The sequence below is a fragment of the Streptomyces sp. NBC_00457 genome (assembly GCF_036014015.1).
In the GTDB taxonomy this organism is placed as follows: Bacteria; Actinomycetota; Actinomycetes; order Streptomycetales; family Streptomycetaceae; genus Streptomyces.
The window spans coordinates 4,118,124-4,133,613 of sequence record NZ_CP107905.1; the positions used below are offsets into that span (position 1 = coordinate 4,118,124).

At 69.2% G+C, this 15,490-nt stretch carries 16 protein-coding genes; 10 read left to right on the plus strand and 6 right to left on the minus strand.

The annotated features are described in order from the left end of the window. Nucleotides 1–2 precede the first annotated feature (2 nt). Both OG828_RS18505 and OG828_RS18510 read left to right on the plus strand, forming a co-directional pair. A complete protein-coding gene (locus OG828_RS18505; RefSeq protein WP_328501749.1) occupies nt 3–881 on the plus strand; it encodes an intradiol ring-cleavage dioxygenase in 879 nt (292 codons plus the stop codon). A 38-nt stretch (nt 882–919) separates the two neighbouring features. Beyond that, nucleotides 920–1,957 carry a maleylacetate reductase gene (locus OG828_RS18510; RefSeq protein WP_328504890.1) on the plus strand — a complete coding sequence of 346 codons (1,038 nt, stop codon included), beginning with the start codon at nt 920–922 and terminating at the stop codon, nt 1,955–1,957. A 6-nt stretch (nt 1,958–1,963) separates the two neighbouring features. Here the strand turns inward: OG828_RS18510 and OG828_RS18515 are convergent, their stop codons facing one another. Next, nucleotides 1,964–2,863: a LysR family transcriptional regulator gene (locus OG828_RS18515; RefSeq protein ID WP_328357675.1), complete on the minus strand. Its 900-nt coding sequence runs from the start codon at nt 2,861–2,863 to the stop codon at nt 1,964–1,966. A 228-nt stretch (nt 2,864–3,091) separates the two neighbouring features. On the opposite strand from OG828_RS18515, the gene OG828_RS18520 reads away from it, so the two are divergent. From OG828_RS18520 to OG828_RS18530, 3 genes are read left to right on the plus strand one after another with little or no spacing between them, the layout of a single operon-like run. Then, nucleotides 3,092–4,333: an acyl-CoA dehydrogenase family protein gene (locus OG828_RS18520; protein ID WP_328501750.1), complete on the plus strand. Its 1,242-nt coding sequence runs from the start codon at nt 3,092–3,094 to the stop codon at nt 4,331–4,333. Then, the gene (locus OG828_RS18525; protein ID WP_328501751.1) at nt 4,330–4,902 is read left to right on the plus strand and encodes a flavin reductase family protein; all 573 of its coding nucleotides are present in this window, start codon (nt 4,330–4,332) and stop codon (nt 4,900–4,902) included. The genes OG828_RS18520 and OG828_RS18525 overlap by 4 nt, the downstream gene beginning before the upstream one ends. A 26-nt stretch (nt 4,903–4,928) precedes the next feature. Then, the gene (locus OG828_RS18530; RefSeq protein WP_328501752.1) at nt 4,929–6,458 is read left to right on the plus strand and encodes an acyl-CoA synthetase; all 1,530 of its coding nucleotides are present in this window, start codon (nt 4,929–4,931) and stop codon (nt 6,456–6,458) included. 175 nt (nt 6,459–6,633) lie between these two features. Here OG828_RS18530 and OG828_RS18535 read toward each other — a convergent pair whose 3' ends face one another. Together OG828_RS18535 and ychF are read right to left on the minus strand one after the other, a co-directional pair. After that, nucleotides 6,634–7,041, minus strand: a complete 408-nt coding sequence (locus OG828_RS18535; protein WP_328438749.1) for an ATP-binding protein — start codon at nt 7,039–7,041, stop codon at nt 6,634–6,636. A gap of 609 nt (nt 7,042–7,650) precedes the next feature. Further along, nucleotides 7,651–8,739 carry a redox-regulated ATPase YchF gene (gene ychF / locus OG828_RS18540; RefSeq protein ID WP_328357689.1) on the minus strand — a complete coding sequence of 363 codons (1,089 nt, stop codon included), beginning with the start codon at nt 8,737–8,739 and terminating at the stop codon, nt 7,651–7,653. Nucleotides 8,740–9,065: 326 nt separating this feature from the next. On the opposite strand from ychF, the gene OG828_RS18545 reads away from it, so the two are divergent. After that, complete coding sequence (locus OG828_RS18545) at nt 9,066–9,485, plus strand: DUF6542 domain-containing protein (RefSeq protein WP_443060150.1); 420 nt, start codon at nt 9,066–9,068, stop codon at nt 9,483–9,485. Between the two features lie 16 nt (nt 9,486–9,501). On the opposite strand, the gene ppgK is transcribed toward OG828_RS18545, so the two are convergent. Together ppgK and OG828_RS18555 are read right to left on the minus strand one after the other, a co-directional pair. Further along, nucleotides 9,502–10,248: a polyphosphate--glucose phosphotransferase gene (gene ppgK, locus OG828_RS18550; RefSeq protein WP_328501753.1), complete on the minus strand. Its 747-nt coding sequence runs from the start codon at nt 10,246–10,248 to the stop codon at nt 9,502–9,504. Between the two features lie 29 nt (nt 10,249–10,277). Next, nucleotides 10,278–11,336 carry a 4-hydroxy-3-methylbut-2-enyl diphosphate reductase gene (locus tag OG828_RS18555; RefSeq protein WP_328357698.1) on the minus strand — a complete coding sequence of 353 codons (1,059 nt, stop codon included), beginning with the start codon at nt 11,334–11,336 and terminating at the stop codon, nt 10,278–10,280. 64 nt (nt 11,337–11,400) lie between these two features. Here OG828_RS18555 and xseA point away from each other — a divergent pair, with 64 nt between their 5' ends. From xseA to OG828_RS18570, 3 genes are all read left to right on the plus strand, one after another. Continuing rightward, nucleotides 11,401–12,621, plus strand: coding sequence for an exodeoxyribonuclease VII large subunit (gene xseA, locus OG828_RS18560; RefSeq protein ID WP_328501754.1), 1,221 nt, complete (start codon nt 11,401–11,403; stop codon nt 12,619–12,621). A 9-nt stretch (nt 12,622–12,630) separates the two neighbouring features. Next, nucleotides 12,631–12,882: an exodeoxyribonuclease VII small subunit gene (locus tag OG828_RS18565; RefSeq protein ID WP_328438752.1), complete on the plus strand. Its 252-nt coding sequence runs from the start codon at nt 12,631–12,633 to the stop codon at nt 12,880–12,882. A 139-nt stretch (nt 12,883–13,021) separates the two neighbouring features. Beyond that, nucleotides 13,022–13,612: a malonic semialdehyde reductase gene (locus OG828_RS18570; RefSeq protein ID WP_328357706.1), complete on the plus strand. Its 591-nt coding sequence runs from the start codon at nt 13,022–13,024 to the stop codon at nt 13,610–13,612. An 83-nt stretch (nt 13,613–13,695) separates the two neighbouring features. On the opposite strand, the gene OG828_RS18575 is transcribed toward OG828_RS18570, so the two are convergent. Beyond that, nucleotides 13,696–14,217 (minus strand): DUF4245 domain-containing protein, encoded by a 522-nt coding sequence (locus tag OG828_RS18575; RefSeq protein ID WP_328357709.1) that lies wholly within the window; start codon nt 14,215–14,217, stop codon nt 13,696–13,698. A gap of 127 nt (nt 14,218–14,344) precedes the next feature. On the opposite strand from OG828_RS18575, the gene glpX reads away from it, so the two are divergent. Next, nucleotides 14,345–15,382, plus strand: a complete 1,038-nt coding sequence (gene glpX, locus OG828_RS18580) for a class II fructose-bisphosphatase (RefSeq protein ID WP_328438754.1) — start codon at nt 14,345–14,347, stop codon at nt 15,380–15,382. Nucleotides 15,383–15,490: the final 108 nt, after the last annotated feature.

The window sequence follows — 15,490 nt, forward strand, 5'->3', positions numbered from 1 at the left end:
CCATGGACTTCACCGCGAAGACCGCGAAGACCGCGACGACGACGGCGGTGCTCGAAAGCTTCGCCCACACCTCCGATCCCCGACTGCGCGAGGTGCTGGCCTCCCTGACGCGTCACCTGCACGACTTCGTACGGGACATCGAGCCGACCCAGGCCGAGTGGGAGCGGGCGATCGACTTCCTCACCGCCACCGGGCACATGTGCGACGACACCCGGCAGGAGTTCATCCTGCTGTCGGACGTCCTGGGTGTGTCGATGCTCGTCGAGACGATCAACGACCACAAGGCGGCCGCCGCGACCGACTCCACGGTGCTCGGCCCGTTCCACATGACCGAGTCCCCGATCCGGGAACTCGGGGCCACCATCGACCTGGTCGGCGCCGGCGAGCCCTGCGTGATCAGCGGACGGGTCGTCTCCGTCGACGGCACCCCGCTGCCCGCCGCGACGCTGGACGTGTGGCAGGCCGACGACCAGGGCTTCTACGACGTCCAGCAGCCGGAGAAGCAGCCGCCTGGCAATGGGCGCGGGCTGTTCACGGCGGACGCGGACGGGCGGTTCTGGTTCCGCTCGTGCGTTCCCAGCCCGTATCCGATTCCGACGGACGGGCCTGTCGGCTCCCTGCTGGAGGCGACCGGCCGCCACCCCTACCGTCCCGCCCATGTCCACTTCATCGTGGGCGCCGAGGGGCACAGCCCGGTGACGACGCACATCTTCGTGGCGGGCAGCGACTATCTGGAGTCGGACGCCGTCTTCGCCGTGAAGGAGGGCCTGGTCGAGGAGTTCGTCGAGGTGGACTCCCCCGAGGAGGCCGCAGAGCTGGGCCTGGCCAACCCCTTCCGCCGGGCTCGCTTCGACATCGTGCTGCAACCGGTGATCGTGTGAAGGACGAGGCCCTGGACTTCACCTACCAGGCACAGCCGATGCGCGTCGTCTTCCGGTCGGGTGCGGTGCCGCGAGCGGTGCCCGACGAGGCCGCGCTTCTCGGACTGCGCCGCGTCCTCGTGCTGTGCGACGACCATGGCCTGGACACGGCCCGTGCCGTCGCCGCGTCTCTCGGCGAAGCCTGCGCCGGGCTGTACGCGGGGGCGGTGACGCACGTCCCGGTGGAGGTCGCCGACCTGGCCGTCGAAGCGGCTCGCGAAGCCCGGGCCGACGGCTGCGTGGCGGTCGGCGGCGGTTCCGTGACCGGCCTGGCCAAGGCCGTCGCGCTCAGGACCGGCGTGCCGATCGTCGCCGTCCCGACGACGTACGCCGGCTCGGAGATGACCCCCGTCTGGGGCCTGACCGAGGGCGCGGTCAAGCGCACCGGGCGCGACCCGAAGGTGTTGCCGCGCAGCGTCGTGTACGACCCGCTGCTCACGCTCACCATGCCGCCCGTGGGGTCCGCGACGAGTGGCATGAACGCGATCGCGCACGCCGTCGAGGCTCTGTACGCCCCGGACTCCACTCCGATCGTCTCCCTCATGGCGGAGGAGGGTGTGCGGGCGCTGGCCGCGGCCCTTCCCGAGAGCGTCGCCGACCCCTCGGGGCATGACGCGCGCAGCCGCGCGCTGTACGGGGCGTGGCTGTGCGGTGCCTGTCTCGGCGCGACCACCATGGGGCTGCACCACAAGCTCTGCCATGTGCTCGGCGGCACCTTCGACCTGCCGCACGCCGAGACACACGCCGTCGTCCTGCCCCATGTGCTGGCCTTCAACGCGCCGGCGGTTCCCGAGGCACTGGCGGCGCTGCGCCGGGCGCTCGATGTCCCGGATCCGGTACGCGAGTTGCACGAGCTGGGTGAGCGGCTGGGCATCCCGCGATCGCTCGCCGACCTGGGCCTGACCGCCGCCGACGTGGACCGTGCGGTCGATGTCGCTCTCGGGGCGCCGTACGCGAATCCCCGCCCGGCGTCCGCCGACGATCTGCGCGCCGTCCTGCACGCGGCCTGGGCGGGCGAGCCGCCGTACGGCGGCTGACCGCTTCTACCGGGCGAGTTCGGCGTACGGAACGCCGCTCGCACGTCGGGCCACCCGGCGTGCGAGCTCGGCGAAGGCCGGGGCGGCGGGCGAGTGACCGGCCTCCGGAAAGGCGACGGCGGCCACCAAGCCGAGGGGCTCCTTCGGAGCGACGTTCTCCACTCCCGGGTGCGGGAACATCCGGGTGGCCGACAGCGGCATCAGTCCCACCATGTGCTGGTAGGCGATCTTCGAGGACACGTCCAGGGCCGAGCGGGCGTGGGAGCCGACTGTCGGGGCGTCGTCCCCGTTTCGTCTGCCCACCCAGAAGTCGAGGCCCGGCTCGGGGGTGACCCAGGGCTGATCGAAGACCTCGGTCACGTCCACCGCGGCGGCCGAGGCCAGCGGATGCCCCTTCCACAGCGCGAGGGAAGCGGGCTCGGTGAAGATCGGTACTCGTGTCAGGCCCGGCATGTCGACGTTCAGGGGCAACAGCGCCACGTCGTACTCGCCGGCCAGCAGCGGGGCGAGCCCCTGGTGGAAGTCCGCTTCGTGTACCCGGATCGTGACTCTGGGATACCGCTCGCAGAACGCCTCGATGACCGGATGCGTCAGCTCCGCGAGAGCCACCCCGTAGAGCGCGACCCGCACCTCGTCCCGTCGCCTGGCCCGGATGGCGCCCGCGGTGGCGGAGAGCCGCTCGGCGTCGGCCAGCACCTCGCCCGCCCGTTCGAGCAGTTCCGCGCCGTCGGCGGTGAGCGCCACATGCCGTTTGTCGCGGTCGAACAGCTGGACGCCCAGCTCACGCTCGAGGGCGGCGATCGATCGCGTCAGCGCGGGCTGGGTGAGGTGCAGACGCTCGGCGGCGACCCGGTAATTCAAGGTCTCGGCGAGCGCCGAGAAATGGCGCAGGCTCCGGAGTTCCACTCAGCCCTCCAGAAAGGCGAGGTCCACGGCGTTGTGGTCCGCGCCAGGTTACAGCGCGCTTCCCCGCACGTCACCAGGCAGAAATGTGCGGCATTCCCGTCACCCCCTCCGACCTGCTGTGATGCACGGCACTCATCAAGCCCACAGTTACCGGCATTGGACGGTCCTTCGCCGCGCTGCCAACACTCCCTTCAGGCCGACCCAGAACAGCAGCGGATGGGGTGCGAATTGTCCGAGACAACCGAGGCAGCCGAGAAAATCATCGAGATTCCGCAGCCGGAGCCGGACCTGACACCGGAGGAACTGGTGCGCCGGGCCGCCGGCATGAGGGCCTGGCTTCGTGATCATCAGGACGAGACCGAACAGCGGACCGGTATCTCCGAGGACACGCACAAGGCGTTTCTGGAGGCGGGTTTTTACCGGGCCCTTCAGCCACGCCGCTTCGGCGGCTACGAGTTCGACCTGCGGACCTACTCCCGGATGGTCACCGAGGTGGCTCGCGGCTGCCCGTCCAGCGGATGGAACCTGTGTCTGGCCGCCTCCCACAGCCTGGTGGTGGCCGGCCGTTTCCCCGAGAGCACCCAGCGCGAGGTGTTCGGGCCGGACGGCGACTTCCGGGCCCCGTTGCCGATCGCCCCGAGCGCCACAGCGACGAGGACCCCTGACGGGTACCTGGTCAACGGCCGCTGGGACTACGCCTCCGGGGTCAACGTCTCCACGCACTTCCTCGGCGGTGTGCGCATCGTCGACGAGCAGGGCGGCATGCCCACGCCGGGCCTGGTGCTCGTCCCCTCCGGCTGGCGGATGCTCGACAACTGGGGCGAGATCCTGGGCTTCCGCGGCAGCGGCTCCAACAGCGTCGTGGCCGAGGACGTCCTCGTACCGTACGAGTACGTGTCCAGGACCCACCTCCTGGCGAACGACGCCACCGGCGGACCAGGTGTCGAACTGCACGGCAACCCGATGTACGCGGGCCGGCTGATGGCGTTCTTCAACATCCAGCTGTGTTCGATCGTGGCGGGCACCGCCTTGGCCGCGGCCGACGAGTACCAGCGGATCATCACCACCAAGAACAGCCCGCTGCCCCCGTTCAAGCCGCGCAGCCACGACCCGGAACACCAGCGCAACTTCGGACTGGCCACGGCCCTGGCCGACAGCGCGCAGCGGATCATCCTGTCGGTCACCGACGACTACACCGCCTACGCGGCCCGGGGCCTGGCAGGGGGCGAGCCCTTCTCCGAACTGGACGACCAGGCCCTCTCCCTCACGGCCCGGCAGTCCGGCCAACTGGCCTGCCAGGCCGTCGAGATGCTGGCCTCGGCCAGTGGCTCCAGCGCGCTGGCGAACGGCGAGCGCATGCAGCGGTACCTGCGCGACGTCGCCACGTACAAGACGCACATCAACGCGCAGCACGGCTGGTGGGCGACGGGGTACGGCCGCTCTCTGCTCGGCGTGGAGACTCCGTCGTGAACCGGTCGACGCCCGCCGCGACGGCGCCCGGCGGCGGCCAGGCGGACGACCCCGGCCGGTTCCGGCACGTGCTCGGCCACTACCCGACGGGTGTCACGGTGGTCACCGCGAAGGAACCCGACGGCACCCCGGTCGGCATGGTGATCGGCTCGTTCGTCTCGGTGTCCCTGAACCCTCCGCTCGTCGCGTTCTTCCCCGGCCGCTCCTCCACCACCTGGCCAAGGATCATGGCCGGCGGCGCCTTCTGCGTGAATGTGCTGGCCGCCGGCCAGGAGGGTCTCTGCCGGGACGTCAGCGCCAAGGCACCCGACGTCTTCGACCGCCACCCGTGGCGCGGCGCGCCCTCGGGCAGCCCCGTCCTGGCGGGCGTCGTCGCCTGGATCGACTGCGACATCGCCGACGTGTGGACCCTCGGCGACCACTACTTCGTCCTCGGCCGGGTCCGGGAACTCGGGGTGGAGAAGGACGGCGCCGCGCCGCTGGTCTTCTCCCGGGGGCGGCTCGCCCCGTTGCCGCCCCGCCGGGACCACGACGAATCGGCCGACTACACATGGCCCGACTGGCTCTGAGAGCTCTGAGAGAAGAGAGACGCACCATGCGCAATCAAGGGCTCGGCTCGTGGCCCGCGCGGCGCGCCCGCATGGCACCGGAGGCCACCGCCGTCGTGCACGACGGTGGATCCCTGTCCTACGGAGAGCTGGCCGCGCGCGTGACGCGGCTCGCTCACGCCCTGCGTGCCCTGGGGGTCGGACACGGTGACCGGGTGGCCTACCTCGGCGCGAACCATCCGGCCCTGGCGGAAACCCTGTTCGCCACGAGCGCGCTGGGCGCCGTCTTCGTCCCGCTCAACACCCGCCTCGCGGCACCTGAGTTGGCCTTCATCCTGGGGGACGCGGGGGCGCCGGTACTGCTGTACGACGCCGAACTCACCGACATCGTCGACGCGTTCAGGGACGACGTCGAGGTGAAGCACTACGTCGAGGTGGGGAAGGCGTACGAGGAGCTACTCGCGAGCGCGCCGGACAACCCCCTGGACGAGACGGTCGGCCTCGACGAGGTGTGCATGATCCAGTACACCTCCGGCACCAGCGGCCGTCCCAAGGGCGTCATGCTCACCCACGCCAACATCGCCTGGAACTGCTTCAACATCCTGCTGGACGTGGACATCGCCTCCGACGACGTCGCTCTGGTGGTGGCACCGATGTTCCACACCGCCGCCCTCAACACCGTCTTCCTGCCGGGCTTCCTCAAAGGAGGGACGTCGGTGCTGATGCGCGGTTTCGACCCGGAAGGGGTGCTCGACGTCATCGCCGAGCACCGGGTGACAAGGATGTTCGGCGTACCCGCGATGTACCAGGCCATGGCCCGGTCGTCGCGGTGGGCGACGGCCGACCTGTCGTCGATCCGGATCCTGATGTGCGCGGCGGCACCCGTACCCAAGGCCCTCATCCACACATACCAGGACCGTGGCCTGACCTTCCTCCAGGCGTACGGCCTGACCGAGACCGCTCCCGCCGCGCTGGGCCTGCGCGCACCGGACAGCATCCGCAAGGCCGGCTCGGCCGGCACACCCTGCTTCTTCACCGACGTACGCGTGGTGCGGCCCGACCTCACCGATGTCGCACCGGGCGAGGTCGGCGAGGTGATCATCGAGGGCCTCAACGTGATGAAGGGCTACTGGCAGTGGCCCGAAGCGACCAAGGACGCCTTCATCCAAGGAAGTTGGTTCCGCTCCGGAGACGCGGCCACTGTCGACGAGGAGGGGTACGTCACGATCGTCGACCGAATCAAGGACATGTACATCTCCGGCGGGGAGAACGTCTACCCCGCAGAGGTCGAGCAACTCCTCTACCAGCATCCCGCGGTCGCCGAATGCGCGGTGATCGGCGTACCCGACGAACGATGGGGCGAGGTCGGCAGAGCGCTGGTCGTGCCCCGCGCGGGCTCCGCCGTGTCGCCCGACGACATCATGGACTCCCTGTCCGGCCGACTCGCCAAGTACAAGCTCCCGAAGTCGGTCGTCCTCGTAGACACCCTCCCCCGCAACGCCACCGGCAAGATCCTCAAGGCCCGCCTGCGCAGCCAGTACGGCTCCGTACCAGACCGCGGCGCCGAGGAGGCATGACGCCAGGCCAGGGAACCCGAACACTCCACGCCACACGGTCACCACGTCTTTCGCCAACCGTGGCGGGGGCCTCGCCTCCCTGCGGGCCCCACGCGAAAGCCGGTGGACGGCGCCGGCGCGACTTCGCCCGCATCGCCGACTGCCGCACCGGCGAGGTCACCTACACCTGGACCGACTACGGCACCTGGAGATAGATCGCGAATTCTGCCGAGAGAGTGTCGATCAGCGAGTCCTGCTCAAGCTGCTTACCCGCCGCTTCATGGACCGGGACGATGGAGACCGTGGTGCCCTTTTCCCTCTCGGCCGAAGCAGTGGTGATCTCGAAGCGGCGCAGATTGTGACGCTCCGCGCGGATTCTCGTCTCGGTGGCAGGGCCGTCCTCATGCACCGTGCACCATTCGACGACATCGCCGCTACCGAATGCCGCGAACCGCCCCTTGCCCTGTTCTCCGTGAAGGCGCCGCCCCTGCTGCCGCGTAGTCCTGGTGGCCCTCTTCCATGAGCCCCCCAGTGCGCCGAATCCCTGCTGCACGTCGTCTGGCGACATACCGTGACCGCGGTCCACCACGAGGACGCGTTCCACAGCACCCAGCGTGCTGAACTCAAGGCCCCATCGACGACGTCAGCATCCGTGTCGAGGGCGTTCCAGATGAGTTCCGTCAGGCCGGCGCGCGGACCACGGACAAGGTGGGCCAGGTGATCTCCGTCCACCTGCACAGTCAGGGAATGCACGCGTGCATGACAGCACGAGGCAAGCCACTCGTGTCCGACTTCATCCAGACGCCCACCGTCTTCCGCGCCATCACGGCTTCAACGGGCTGACCTCCAGTCAGCGTTCCTCAAGAACAGCAGAAGAGCCAACCCACCACAGCACCCATGGCCCCGGCCGGGACCCTCGCCACTCGCAAGACGGAGCGCCATCGCCTCCGCCACGTGAACGAAGGCCGTCACGGGCCACGAGGCGCCTCTCGACCGCAGGCCAGGCTCTGGACAGTGCTCGCCCCAGGGCGCTCTCATCCTCCCCAGCACGAATCCAGCACGGTAGGGATGAGCAGGGGTGATGACAGGTGACGAGAGGTCAGAAAATCCAGCACCTATCCAGCACGGTAAAAATCAAGGGGCCTGACCCCGAGAGCCAGACCCATTTGACCTGCACGTTTACCAGATCAGTGAAGTGATGCTAAGCCACCGGCTAGACATTGAAGCGGAACTCCACCACGTCCCCGTCCTGCATGACGTAGTCCTTGCCCTCCATCCGCGCCTTCCCCTTGGCACGGGCCTCCGCGACCGAGCCCGTCTCCACCAGGTCGGCGAAGGAGATGACCTCGGCCTTGATGAAGCCCTTCTGGAAGTCGGTGTGGATGACGCCGGCGGCCTCGGGGGCGGTGGCGCCCTTCTTGATGGTCCAGGCGCGGGATTCCTTGGGGCCGGCCGTCAAGTACGTCTGCAGGCCGAGGGTGTTGAAGCCGACGCGGGCGAGGGTGGCGAGGCCGGGCTCCTCGGCGCCGACCGACTCCAGCAGCTCCATCGCGTCCTCCTCGTCCAGCTCGGCGAGGTCCGCCTCCAGCTTGGCGTTGAGGAAGATCGCCTCGGCGGGGGCGACCAGGGCACGCTGCTCGTTCTTGAAGTCCTCGTCCACCAGCTCGTCCTCGTCGACGTTGAAGACGTAGAGGAAAGGCTTGGTGGTCAGGAGGTGCAGGTCGTGCAGGAGCTCCGCGCGCTCGCTGCCCTGGACGATGCCCTGGGAGAAGAGGGTGTCGCCCTTGTCCAGGATCTCCTTGGCGGCCTCGATCGCGGCGACCTTCGGCGCTACGTCCTTCTTGATCCGCGACTCCTTCTGGAGCCGGGGAAGGACCTTCTCGATGGTCTGGAGGTCCGCCAGGATCAGCTCGGTGTTGATGGTCTCGATGTCGTCCTTGGGCGAGACCTTGCCGTCGACGTGGACGACGTTCTCGTCCTTGAAGGCGCGGATGACCTGGCAGATCGCGTCGGACTCACGGATGTTCGCGAGGAACTTGTTGCCCAGGCCCTCGCCCTCGCTCGCACCGCGCACGATGCCCGCGATGTCGACGAAGTCGACGGTCGCCGGGAGGATGCGCTGGGAGGAGAAGATCTCGGCCAATTTGGTGAGCCGGGCGTCGGGGACGCCGACCACGCCCACGTTCGGCTCGATCGTGGCGAACGGGTAGTTGGCCGCCAGCACGTCGTTCTTGGTCAGGGCGTTGAACAGGGTCGACTTGCCGACATTCGGCAGACCGACGATTCCGATCGTGAGCGACACGTTGCGACTTCCCGTACGTGAGAGGACCTGAGGGATCTGAGGGGACTGAGGCGTGGAGACCTGGGCCGATCCACCAGTCTACGGGCTGCCGCACCCCGTATCGGCGTCGTATCGAACGCTTGGCCAACGTCTGTCCAACGGCGTGTCTGACGGGCTATTCGGCACATAAACCGACCTAGGTTGGTCCGGTGGAGCAACACAGGACGCGGTCCCCCCGAGACGGAACGCCACGCAGCACACCCCGGCTGCCCCCGCAGGGCCGGGGCCCGGGTGGCCGGCCTCAGGGGCGGCCGCCGGGGGCGGGCGTACGGCGGCCCGCTCCGCCGGTGGTGCTGGCCGTGCGGCGGATCGCCCGGGCCGTGCGCCGGATGCCGAACCCCCGGCTCACCGGGCTCGGCGGCGGGCTGTTCTGCGGGGTGCTGATGCTGGCGTCCGGCTGTCTCGACTCGTTGCTGTTCGGGTCGTCGACGACGGTGTACGGCGTGCTGTTCCTGCCGGTGTGCGTGCTGACGGCGGTATGGATCCGCAAGGCCGACCTGGTGACGGCGCCGGTCGTGGTGCCGATCGCCTTCGCCGTGGGGCTGCTGCCCGTCGCCGATGGGAGCGACGGGGCCGACGGGCGGCTGATGGGGTTCGTCACGGCGCTCGCCACGGAGGCGGGGTGGCTGTACGGGGGGACGCTGATCGCCGGTGTGATCGTGACGGTGCGCAGGGTCCGCTGGGTGCGCCACCGCCGACGGGTGTAGTGCCCTCCCGCCGGCCCTAGCCCTCCTTCGCCGCCCGCATCGCCGCTCCCACGATCCCCGCGTTGTTCTGCAGCTGCGCCGGCACTATCTCGGCCTTGATGCCCTCGACGAAGTGCAGGAACTTGCCCGACTTACGGCTGACACCGCCGCCGATGATGAACAGCTCCGGGGAGAACAGCATCTCCACATGGGCGAGATACGCCTGGACCCGGTGCGCCCAGTGCTCCCAGGACAGGTCGTGGTCTTCCTTGGCCTTGCTGGAGGCGCGCTTCTCCGCGTCGTGCCCGTCCAGCTCCAGGTGGCCCAGCTCGGTGTTCGGGACGAGGACGCCGTCGATGAAGAGGGCGCTGCCGATGCCGGTGCCGAAGGTGAGCATGATCACCGTGCCCCGGCGGTCGCGGCCGGCGCCGAACTGCATCTCGGCGACGCCCGCCGCGTCCGCGTCGTTGATCACGGTCACCGGGAGGCCGCCGAGCCGCTCGCCCAGCAGTGCGCGCGCGTCGGTGTCGATCCAGCTCTTGTCCACGTTGGCCGCGGTGCGGATCGTCGCCCCGCCGGTGACCACGCCCGGGAAGGTGATGCCGACCGGGCCCGTCCAGCCGAAGTGGTCGACGACCTCCTTCACCCCGTCGGCCACCGTGTCGGGCGTCGCCGGATGGGGAGTGAGCACTTTCAGGCGCTCCTGAGCGAGGTCGCCCCTGTCCAGGTCCACAGGGGCGCCCTTGATCCCGGATCCACCGATGTCCACGCCGAAGATCTGCATGGCCCTACGTTACGACGGTGGACTGACGGTCACTCCCCGGAGGTGCCGGAACCGGTGCCGGCGCCGGTCCCGGTGCCCGTTTCCGTGCCCGCCCCGCCGCGCTCCGCGACCAGCGTCGCCGCCTCCTCGCGCAGGTCACGGCGGAGTTCCTTCGGCAGGGAGAAGGTGATGGACTCCTCGGCCGCCTTCACCAACTCGACGTCCTCGAAGCCACGCTGGGCCAGCCACTCCAGCACCTGCTCGACGAGGATCTCGGGCACCGAGGCGCCGGAGGTGACACCCACCGTGGACACGCCCTCGAGCCACGCCTCGTCGATCTCGTCGGCGTAGTCCACGAGATAGGCCTCGCGGGAGCCGGCGAGCTTGGCGACCTCGACGAGCCGCTTGGAGTTGGAGGAGTTCCGGGAGCCGACCACGATGACCAGCTCGGCCTGCGCGCCCATCTCCTTCACGGCGAGCTGACGGTTCTGCGTGGCATAGCAGATGTCGTCGCTGGGCGGGGAGATGAGCTGCGGGAACTTCTCCTTGAGGGCGTCGACGGTCTCCATCGTCTCGTCGACGGAGAGCGTGGTCTGGGAGAGCCAGACGACCTTCGACTCGTCGCGGACCTCGACCTTGGCGACGTCCTCGGGGCCGTCGACCAGCTGGATGTGCTCGGGGGCCTCGCCGGACGTGCCGATGACCTCTTCGTGGCCCTCGTGCCCGATCAGGAGGATGTCGTAGTCCTCGCCGGCGAAGCGGACGGCTTCCTTGTGGACCTTGGTGACGAGCGGGCAGGTGGCGTCGATGGTGGCGAGCCGGCCGCGCTCCGCCTCTTCGTGGACGACGGGGGCGACGCCGTGCGCGGAGAACATCACGATGTTCCCCGGGGGGACCTCTTCCGTCCGTTCGACGAAGATGGCGCCCTTCTTCTCCAGGGTCTGCACGACGTACTTGTTGTGGACGATCTCGTGCCGGACATAGACGGGAGCCCCGTACTGCTCCAGGGCTTTCTCGACGGCGATCACGGCGCGGTCCACACCCGCGCAGTAGCCCCGGGGGGCGGCGAGCAGGACACGGCGGCCAGGCGAAGCAGTCATGCGTCCCATCGTAAGGCCGCGCTCGACACGACTGGCGAGGTGTGCTGTCAGCGGTGGCCGTTACGCTCGCGGCATGGCCTTGAACACGTCCGCGGAAACGCCGCTGCCCGTCGGTGAGGTGTCGCGGCTCATCGGGGGTTGGATCGACCGGCTCGGGGCGGTGTGGGTCGAGGGGCAGATCACGCAGTTGTCGCGGCGGCCGGGGGCGGGGGTCGTGTTCTTGACGTTGCGGGATCCGTCGTACGACATCTCCGTGAGCGTCACGTGTTATCGCCAGGTGTTCGATGCCGTCGCCGATGTGGTGAGTGAGGGCGCCCGGGTCGTCGTACTGGCGAAACCGGAGTGGTACGCGCCGCGGGGGCAGTTGTCGCTGCGGGCCGCCGAGATAAAGCCCGTGGGAGTGGGGGAACTGCTCGCGCGGCTCGAGCAGTTGAAGAAGGCGCTCGCAGCGGAAGGGCTGTTCGCTGCCGAGCGGAAGAAGCCGTTGCCCTTTCTGCCGCAGCTCATCGGGCTGGTCTGCGGGCGGGCCTCCGCCGCGGAACGGGATGTGCTGGAGAACGCCCGGCACCGCTGGCCGGCCGTCCGCTTCGAGGTGCGCAACGTCGCCGTGCAGGGCGTGCACGCCGTGCCGCAGGTCGTGCAGGCGGTGAAGGACCTGGACGCGATCGACGACGTGGACGTGATCATCGTCGCGCGGGGCGGCGGCAGCGTGGAGGATCTGCTGCCGTTCTCCGACGAGCAGCTCGTACGGGCGGTCGCGGCTTGTCGTACGCCCGTGGTGTCCGCCATCGGACACGAGCCCGACAACCCGCTCCTCGACTACGTCGCCGATGTGCGCGCCTCCACTCCCACGGACGCCGCCAAGAAGGTCGTACCGGACGTGGGAGAGGAATACGAGCGGGTGCGGCTGCTGCGTGACCGTGCCCGGCGGTGTGTCGAGGCGTTCATCGAGCGGGAGGAGCGGGGGCTGGCGCATGCGCTGGCCCGGCCGTCGATAGAGGATCCGCACCGCATGATCGACGAGCGGGCCGACCATGTCGCGTCCCTGACCGACCGCGGCCGGCGCACCCTCGGCCACCTCCTCGACCGCGCCGACTCGGAGCTGACGCACACCCACGCGCGTGTGGTGGGCCTCTCCCCCGCGGCGACCCTGCAGCGGGGCTATGCGGTGCTGCAGAAGGCCGACGGGCATGTGGTCCGGGATCCCGGTGAGGTGACGGCGGACGAGGCACTGCGCGCGCGGGTCGCCGAGGGTGAGTTCTCCGTACGAGTCGACGCACGAAGCGATGCATAGGGTGGGCGCATGACCAGCAAGGTGGAGGAGAGCGTGGCCGCGGGCGAGGCGCTGGGGTACGAGCAGGCTCGGGACGAGCTGATCGAGGTCGTACGGCGGCTGGAGGCGGGCGGTACGACGCTGGAGGAGTCCCTCGCGCTCTGGGAGCGGGGCGAGGAGCTGGCGAAGGTCTGCCGGCGCTGGCTGGACGGCGCGCGGGCCCGGCTGGACGCGGCGCTGGCCGAGGAGGAAGCGGCCGGGACCGAGGGCGACTCCAAGTAAAAAGCCTGGGTGAACTGTGAAGCGGATCACCACGCCCCGCTTTTTGTTGAACGTTGAACTTCACTCGCGTACCGTCGAGAACGTCAACCGGTCCACGGTCCGCTTCCGGGGCCGACGCACACACCCAGAAGGTTCACGTATGACTCTCGTTCTTGACCCCGCCGCCCAGGACCTGCTGTTCCGCGAGGCCCGCACCGCGAACACCTTCACCGACGAGCCGGTGACCGACGAGCAGGTCCAGGCGATCTACGACCTGGTCAAGTACGGCCCGACCGCCTTCAACCAGAGCCCGCTGCGCGTCACCCTCGTCCGCTCCGCCGAGGCCCGCGAGCGCCTGGTGCAGCACATGGCCGAGGGCAACCAGCCGAAGACGGCCACCGCCCCGCTGGTCGCGATCCTGGCCGCGGACAACGAGTTCCACGAGGAGCTGCCCGAGCTCTTCCCGCACTTCCCGCAGGCCAAGGACGTCTTCTTCGCCGAGCGCGCCGCTCGTGAGGGTGCCGCCGGTCTCAACGCCGCCCTCCAGGCCGCGTACTTCATCATCGGCGTCCGCGCCGCCGGTCTGGCCGCAGGCCCCATGACCGGCCTGGACTTCGAGGGCGTCCGCAAGGAGTTCCTGGACGACGACCACACCCCGCTGATGGTCGTCAACATCGGCAAGCCGGGCGACGACGCCTGGTTCCCGCGCTCCCCGCGACTGCCGTACGAGCAGGTCATCACCACCGTCTGACGGACGGCACGGCAGACGTCGTGCAGACATCCCAGACATGACGAAGGCCCCCGGCATCACCACCGCCGGGGGCCTTCGTACGTTCACTTCGTCTTGAGCGCCTGCGCCATCTCCGTCAGCAGCTCGAACGAGCCCGTGCCCGCCACCACGGTCGTCGCCCCGTCGGCCTGGTGCACGAGCGCGTCGTACCGGCCGCCGGTGTACCGGGTCCAGGTCCGGCCGCCGATCTCCTGCTTCTTGTCCGCGGCCTCCGAGCCCTGCGTGGCGTCGTCGATGAACTCCGACGGCTTCTGAGTCGACTGCTCGACCTGCACGTACTCACCGTCGGGAGTGTGGAAGCCGAGATGCCAGGTGTCGAACTCGTCCCCCTGGAAGCGGACGGAGGTCGCCTTCCAGGTCTTCGGCAGGCCCTCCGGCGCGACCACCGGGTACGCCGCCGCACGACGTGCCGTGAGCAGCTCGACGCGGTAGTCCACCCGCTTGAGGTCGGGCTCCGAGTCGTCGTGCGGGATGAAGAGGTAGATGACCCCCGCCATGATCCCGATCAGGCCCAGGGAGAGAACCATGTCCCGGACCGTCTTCTGCTTTCCGTTCGAACCTGCCACGCCCCCTATCGTCGCAGGTGCCCTGGCCTGCTCATCCGTGGGGTCCCCTGCTCATTCTGTCGGTCGGGCGATAGAGTCGTCGCCATACCCTCATCCGGCCGTCGTCGTATCAGAAAGGTGCGTGTCGATGACCGAGAATCATCATCATCTGCCGTCCGAACTCGAAGTCCCCTCCGAGGCCCCCGACCGCAACCTCGCCCTGGAACTCGTCAGGGTCACCGAAGCCGCGGCGATGGCCGCCGGCCGCTGGGTCGGGCGCGGCGACAAGAACGGCGCCGACGGTGCGGCCGTGCGCGCCATGCGGACCCTCGTCTCCACCGTGTCGATGAACGGCGTCGTCGTCATCGGCGAGGGTGAGAAGGACGAGGCCCCGATGCTCTTCAACGGGGAGCGCGTCGGTGACGGGACCGGACCCGAGTGCGACATCGCCGTCGACCCGATCGACGGGACCACGCTGACCGCCAAGGGCATGCCGAACGCGATCGCCGTGCTCGCCGCCGCGGATCGCGGCTCGATGTTCGACCCGTCCGCCGTCTTCTACATGGACAAGCTGGTCACCGGGCCCGAGGCGGCCGACTTCGTGGACATCGACGCGCCCGTCTCGGTGAACATCCGCCGGGTCGCCAAGGCGAAGCGGTCCACGCCGGAGGATGTGACCGTGGTCATCCTGGACCGGCCGCGGCACGAGGGGATCATCAAGGAGATCCGGGACGCCGGTGCGCGGATCAAGCTGATCTCGGACGGGGATGTCGCGGGGTCGATCTACGCGCTGCGTGAGGGCACCGGGGTCGACATGCTGCTCGGTATCGGCGGTACGCCGGAGGGGATCATCTCGGCCTGTGCGGTGAAGTGCCTCGGGGGGACCATTCAGGGCAAGTTGTGGCCCAAGGATGACGAGGAGCGGCGGCGGGCGGTGGATGCGGGGCATGACCTGGACCGGGTGCTGATGACCGACGACCTGGTGTCCGGGGAGAACGTGTTCTTTGTGGCGACGGGGATCACGGACGGGGAGTTGCTGCGGGGGGTGCGGTATCGGTCGGAGAACGCGACGACTGATTCCATCGTGATGCGGTCGAAGTCGGGGACGGTGCGGAGGATTGATTCTGAGCATCGGTTGAGCAAGCTGCGGGCTTATAGCGCGATTGACTTCGATCGGGCCAAATAGCTCGGGGGGCTTTGGAGCGTTCGCGGGTGCGGGTGCGCTGTGGCTGGTCGCGCAGTTCCCCGCGCCCCTATAGGTCGGCTGACTCCCCGGAGCCAGAAAGGGCGCCCC

Excerpts from the sequence above, each read along its gene's own strand:
- OG828_RS18505 (WP_328501749.1), top strand. The coding sequence starts at position 3 with ATGGACTTCACCGCGAAGACCGCGAAGACCGCGACGACGACGGCGGTG.
- OG828_RS18510 (WP_328504890.1), top strand. The coding sequence starts at position 920 with ATGCGCGTCGTCTTCCGGTCGGGTGCGGTGCCGCGAGCGGTGCCCGAC.
- OG828_RS18530 (WP_328501752.1), top strand. The coding sequence starts at position 4,929 with ATGCGCAATCAAGGGCTCGGCTCGTGGCCCGCGCGGCGCGCCCGCATG.
- ppgK (WP_328501753.1), bottom strand. The coding sequence starts at position 10,248 with ATGCAGATCTTCGGCGTGGACATCGGTGGATCCGGGATCAAGGGCGCC.
- OG828_RS18555 (WP_328357698.1), bottom strand. The coding sequence starts at position 11,336 with ATGGGACGCATGACTGCTTCGCCTGGCCGCCGTGTCCTGCTCGCCGCC.
- xseA (WP_328501754.1), top strand. The coding sequence starts at position 11,401 with ATGGCCTTGAACACGTCCGCGGAAACGCCGCTGCCCGTCGGTGAGGTG.
- OG828_RS18565 (WP_328438752.1), top strand. The coding sequence starts at position 12,631 with ATGACCAGCAAGGTGGAGGAGAGCGTGGCCGCGGGCGAGGCGCTGGGG.
- OG828_RS18570 (WP_328357706.1), top strand. The coding sequence starts at position 13,022 with ATGACTCTCGTTCTTGACCCCGCCGCCCAGGACCTGCTGTTCCGCGAG.
- glpX (WP_328438754.1), top strand. The coding sequence starts at position 14,345 with ATGACCGAGAATCATCATCATCTGCCGTCCGAACTCGAAGTCCCCTCC.